At 67.0% G+C, this 4276-nt stretch carries 6 protein-coding genes; all 6 read left to right on the top strand.

What is annotated here, in order from left to right; translation table 11 throughout:
- On the top strand, window positions 1-375 hold a 375-nt coding region (gene ricT / locus ACH2AT_RS10750), incomplete at its 5' end, for a regulatory iron-sulfur-containing complex subunit RicT (protein ID WP_394965952.1).
- A gap of 163 nt (window positions 376-538) precedes the next feature.
- Entirely contained in the window at window positions 539-709 is a 171-nt protein-coding gene (locus tag ACH2AT_RS10745) for a DUF362 domain-containing protein (RefSeq protein ID WP_177521505.1), read from the top strand.
- A 106-nt stretch (window positions 710-815) separates the two neighbouring features.
- Window positions 816-1520: a tRNA1(Val) (adenine(37)-N6)-methyltransferase gene (locus ACH2AT_RS10740; RefSeq protein ID WP_394965950.1), complete on the top strand. Its 705-nt coding sequence runs from the start codon at window positions 816-818 to the stop codon at window positions 1518-1520.
- A 5-nt stretch (window positions 1521-1525) separates the two neighbouring features.
- Window positions 1526-2374, top strand: coding sequence for a 16S rRNA (cytidine(1402)-2'-O)-methyltransferase (rsmI, locus tag ACH2AT_RS10735; protein WP_394965948.1), 849 nt, complete (start codon window positions 1526-1528; stop codon window positions 2372-2374).
- On the top strand, window positions 2371-2859 hold the full coding sequence (locus tag ACH2AT_RS10730) for a YfcE family phosphodiesterase (RefSeq protein ID WP_394965946.1): 489 nt from the start codon (window positions 2371-2373) through the stop codon (window positions 2857-2859). The genes rsmI and ACH2AT_RS10730 overlap by 4 nt, the downstream gene beginning before the upstream one ends.
- Window positions 2852-3586: a biotin--[acetyl-CoA-carboxylase] ligase gene (locus ACH2AT_RS10725; protein ID WP_394965944.1), complete on the top strand. Its 735-nt coding sequence runs from the start codon at window positions 2852-2854 to the stop codon at window positions 3584-3586. Before ACH2AT_RS10730 ends, ACH2AT_RS10725 begins: the two co-directional genes overlap by 8 nt.
- Window positions 3587-4276: the final 690 nt, after the last annotated feature.

Below are 4276 nucleotides of genomic sequence, written 5' to 3'. Positions count from 1 at the left end.
GGCATCTGCGGCCAGCCCTTCTGCTGCAGCCGCTTTTTGAAGGACTTCCAGCCGGTGTCCATCAAGATGGCCAAGGAGCAGGGCCTGTCGCTGAACCCGGCCAAGATCTCCGGGGCCTGCGGGCGGCTGATGTGCTGCCTTTCCTACGAACACAAGGCCTATGAGTATCTGAACAGCATCACCCCCATGAACGGCAGCGTGGTGCGCACGCCGGACGGCGAGGGCGTGGTCATCGAATCAAACCCCGTCAGCGGCATGCTGAAGGTGCGCTTTGCCAGCGAGGCGCTGGCCCCCAAATGCTATAAGCGCAGCGAGTGCGTCTACCTGCGGGGCGGCAAGCGCCCACCCAAAGCCCCCGACCCGGACCAGCCCTGATTTTTTGCCTGGCGGGGGGCGTTTGCCCCTTGTGCTTTTTCGATTTTATGCTACAATAATTCCATAAAGGGGGCTTGCTCCCTTTGCCCCGGCATGCGGCTCGCCGCGCAGGCCGCCCCGTTGCCCGGGCATCTATGGCGCGGAGAAAAAGGAGAGAATGACCATGGCCTACAAGATCACCGATTCCTGTGTTTCCTGCGGCACCTGTGAGGGCGAGTGCCCCGTCGGCGCCATCAGCCAGGGCGACGGCAAGTACGAGATCAACGCGGACGCCTGCATCGATTGCGGCACCTGCGCCGGCGCTTGCCCCGTTGGCGCCATCGAAGAGGGCTGATCAGCCTTTTCGCCGGCAAAGCACAAAAAAGAGCGGCGGGCCTTGCACCCGCCGCTTTTTTGGTTGCGCTTCATGGGATAAAAATACGCGAAGGGAGGCAAAGCGTGTGGAAGTCTCGGTGGAAACGCTGGCCCACGGCACAAAGGTCTGCATCAGCCGGGCCCACCGCTTCGGCACCGACGCGATGCTCCTTTCCGGCTTTGCCCGTCCCCGGCGGGTGGAAACGGCGGTGGACCTGTGCAGCGGCTGCGGCATCGTGGCCCTGCGCTGGCACGACCTGGGCCACCGGGGCCCCTGCCGCGCCGTGGAGGTGGACCCGGAGGGTTCCTCCCTGCTGCGGCAGGCCCTGGCCGAGGACCCGGCCCTGGCCCACATCACGCCGGAATGCGCCGATCTGAACGATTTGAAGGGGGACGGCCTGGCCCATCTTGTGGCGGCCAATCCCCCCTATTTCACCAGCGGCTTCGTCAGCCCCGACGCCGCCCGGGCCGCCGCCCGCCACGAGGGCGGCTGCACCCTGGAGCAGGTGGCCGCCGCCGCGTCGGCCCTGCTGCGGGACGGCGGGCGTTTCGCCCTCTGCCACCGGGCGGACCAGTTCGCCCGGGTGTGCGCGGTGCTGTGCGCGGCGGGCCTCGAGCCAAAACGCGCGGCGTTTGCAAAGCAGAAAGCGGGCGGCGCGCCCTGGCTGGTGCTGGTGGAGGCCCGGAAGAACCGCCGCCCCGGCCTGCGCTTTGAGCCGGATGTGTTCATGGAGGACGAGGGCGGCCGCCCCTCGGCCCAGCTTCAAAAAATCTATCGGGAAGGGATGTGAGGCCCATGGCCGGCACACTCTATATCGTGGCGACCCCCATCGGCAACCTGGAGGACATGACCCCCCGGGCCGCCGCCACCTTCGGCAGCGTGGACTTCATCGCCGCCGAAGACACCCGCGTCACCCTGAAACTGCTGAACCACCTGGGGCTGAAAAAGCCGCTGGTGAGCTATTACGAGCACAACCTCAAAGAGCGGGGCCGCGCCATCCTCGAGCGCATCCGGGCGGGCGAAAACTGCGCCCTGTGCTCCGACGCGGGCATGCCCGCCATCTCCGACCCCGGCGAGGTGATCGTTGCCGACGCGCTGGCCGAGGGCATCAAGGTGGTGCCGGTGCCGGCGGCCAGCGCCTGCGTCACCGCCCTGGCGGTGAGCGGCCAGGCCACCGGGCGCTTTGTGTTCGAGGGCTTCCTGCCCACAAATCTGCGCCAGCGCCGCGAGCGGCTGGAGCGGCTGAAAGGCGAGGAGCGCACCGTCATCTTCTACGAAGCGCCCCACAAACTGCGCATGACCCTGGGGCACCTGCTCGCCGCCTTCGGCCCCGGGCGCAGCATCACCCTGGCCCGGGAGCTGACCAAGCTTCACGAAGAGGTGGTCAAGACCACCCTGGGCGAAGCGGTGGAATATTACGAGGCCAACGCCCCCCGGGGGGAATATGTGCTGGTGATGGCCGGCGCTTTGCCCGCCGAGGCCCGGCCCGCGCCCCCCACGCTGGAGGAAGCGGCCCAAAAGGGCCGGGGGCTGATGGAGGGCGGCATGAGCGCCAGCGCCGCGGCAAAGCTCGCGGCCCGGAACACCCCGTTCAGCAAAAGCCAGATCTACCGGCTGCTGACCCGGCAGGAGGAAGACGAATGAAAACCATCCTTGTACTCTCCGACACCCACGGCTCGGCCAGCGCCTTCAGCCGGGTGGCGGCCAAAAACCCGGGGGCGGACGCCCTCATCTTTCTGGGCGACGGCTGCCGCGACCTGGAAAAGGTGCAAAACGCGCTGCCCATGCCGGTGTACCCGGTGCACGGCAACTGCGATTTCGGCTCGCTGGAGCCGGCCGAGGGCCTTGCGGCCTTCGAGGGGGTGCTGTTCTATTACGTCCACGGCCACCAGTACGGGGTGAAATATTCCTACGAGGACCTGGCCCGGAACGCCCTGTGCCGGGGCGCGGACGTGGCCCTCTTCGGCCACACCCACTGCCCGGACCTCATCCGGCTGGACAAGGTGACCCTGTTCAACCCCGGCAGCGCGGCCATCCCCCGCGCCGGGCGGCCCACCTATGGGCGCATCACGGTGGAGCGGGGCAAGGCCCCGGTGTTCGAACATCTGGAGATGCCGGACTATGAGTGAGCCGAAGCTGACGGCGCTGCCCCAGGCGGGCAGCACCAACCTTTACTGCAAGGCCCATCTTTCCCAGATGGGCCATTTTGACGCGGTGTGGACCACCTGCCAGACCGCGGGCCGCGGCCGGCGGGGCCGCACCTGGCAGAACGCGCCGGGCGAGGCCCTCTATTACACCATCCTCTTCAAGGAGCCCCTGGCCGGCCCGGCCTGCCTGCCCCTTGCCGCGGGGCTGGCGGCAGCCCGGGCGCTGGAGGAGTGCTTCGGCGTGCAGTGCGCCCTCAAATGGCCCAACGACCTGCTGCTGGGCGGCAAAAAGGCGGCGGGCATCCTCTGCGAGGGCTTTGGCGGCGCGTTCGTCAGCGGCATCGGGGTGAACCTTTGCCAGACGCCGGATTTTTTCGCCGCCGCTCACCTGCCCCACGGCGTCAGCGTGGCGGGGCATCTGGGCCGCCCCCTGCCCCCCGGCGCGCCCGCCCGGCTGGCAAAGAGCCTCAGCCGCCATTTTATCGAAGACGAAGACCTGCGGGCCTTCTACCGCGAGGGCTTCGGCGCCCTGCGGGCGGACTATCTGCCCCGCTGTGTGAACCTGGGCCGGCAGGTCTGGTTCGAGGGCGGCGAGGGCGTGGCCGAGACGGTGGACGGGCAGGGCCGCCTCGTGGTGGCCGGCGAAGGAGTGCGGCGCTATGTGCTCAGCGGCGAAGTGAGCGTGAAAGGCATCTATGGCCGGGTGTGAGCGGCGAAAAAGGTCAAAAACGAGGATTCACAAAAAGTTAACAGAGCCTTCAAAATTCTTCCTTAAGTTATGGGTATACTAAAATCACAGAACACGGAGCCGCAACCGTTGTTCTGTACATGATTCCTCCTCACACCAAAGCGATACCCCTTAACCGCCTCCCCGTGGTCCGCAAACACGGGGAGGCACTTTTTTGCCCGGGCGGCGGGGGTCATACCACCCAGCCCAGAAGCGCCATCCAGCCGAGGCGAAGCCCGGCCCTCCCCACGTAGTGCGCATCGGAACGGACACTTTTCTTTGTCTTGAAAAGTGTCCGGGACGCCGCGTGCGGTGGGGATGGGCCGGGCGAAGCGTTTTACACAAAGCTGGCCGTTTCATTGCCCGGGCGGCGCGGGGTGCGGGCAGTTTTGCGCGAAATGGCCGCGTCCCTGTCCGCCGCCGCACGCTCGGATTCGGACACTTTGCCCTGCGGCCAAAGTGTTCGTCTCCAGGCGCACTACGCGGCGGCAGTGCCGCGTCTGGCTCGGCTGGCATCGGGCGGCGGGCGGGGAGAAACCGGCCAGAGCGCCGCCCTGCCTTGCTGGCCTTTTAATTCAGGCCAGGGAAACACCACCCAGCCGAGGCGAAGCCCGGCCCTCCCCACGTAGTGCGCATCGGAACGGACACTTTTCTTTGTCTTGAAAAGTGTCC

It is taken from the genome of Candidatus Allofournierella excrementigallinarum (assembly GCF_944388085.1).
In the GTDB taxonomy this organism is placed as follows: Bacteria; Bacillota; Clostridia; order Oscillospirales; family Ruminococcaceae; genus Allofournierella_A; species Allofournierella_A excrementigallinarum.
The sequence above is the reverse complement of the archived record's forward strand: the minus strand, read 5'-3'. Positions and strand labels throughout refer to the sequence as shown.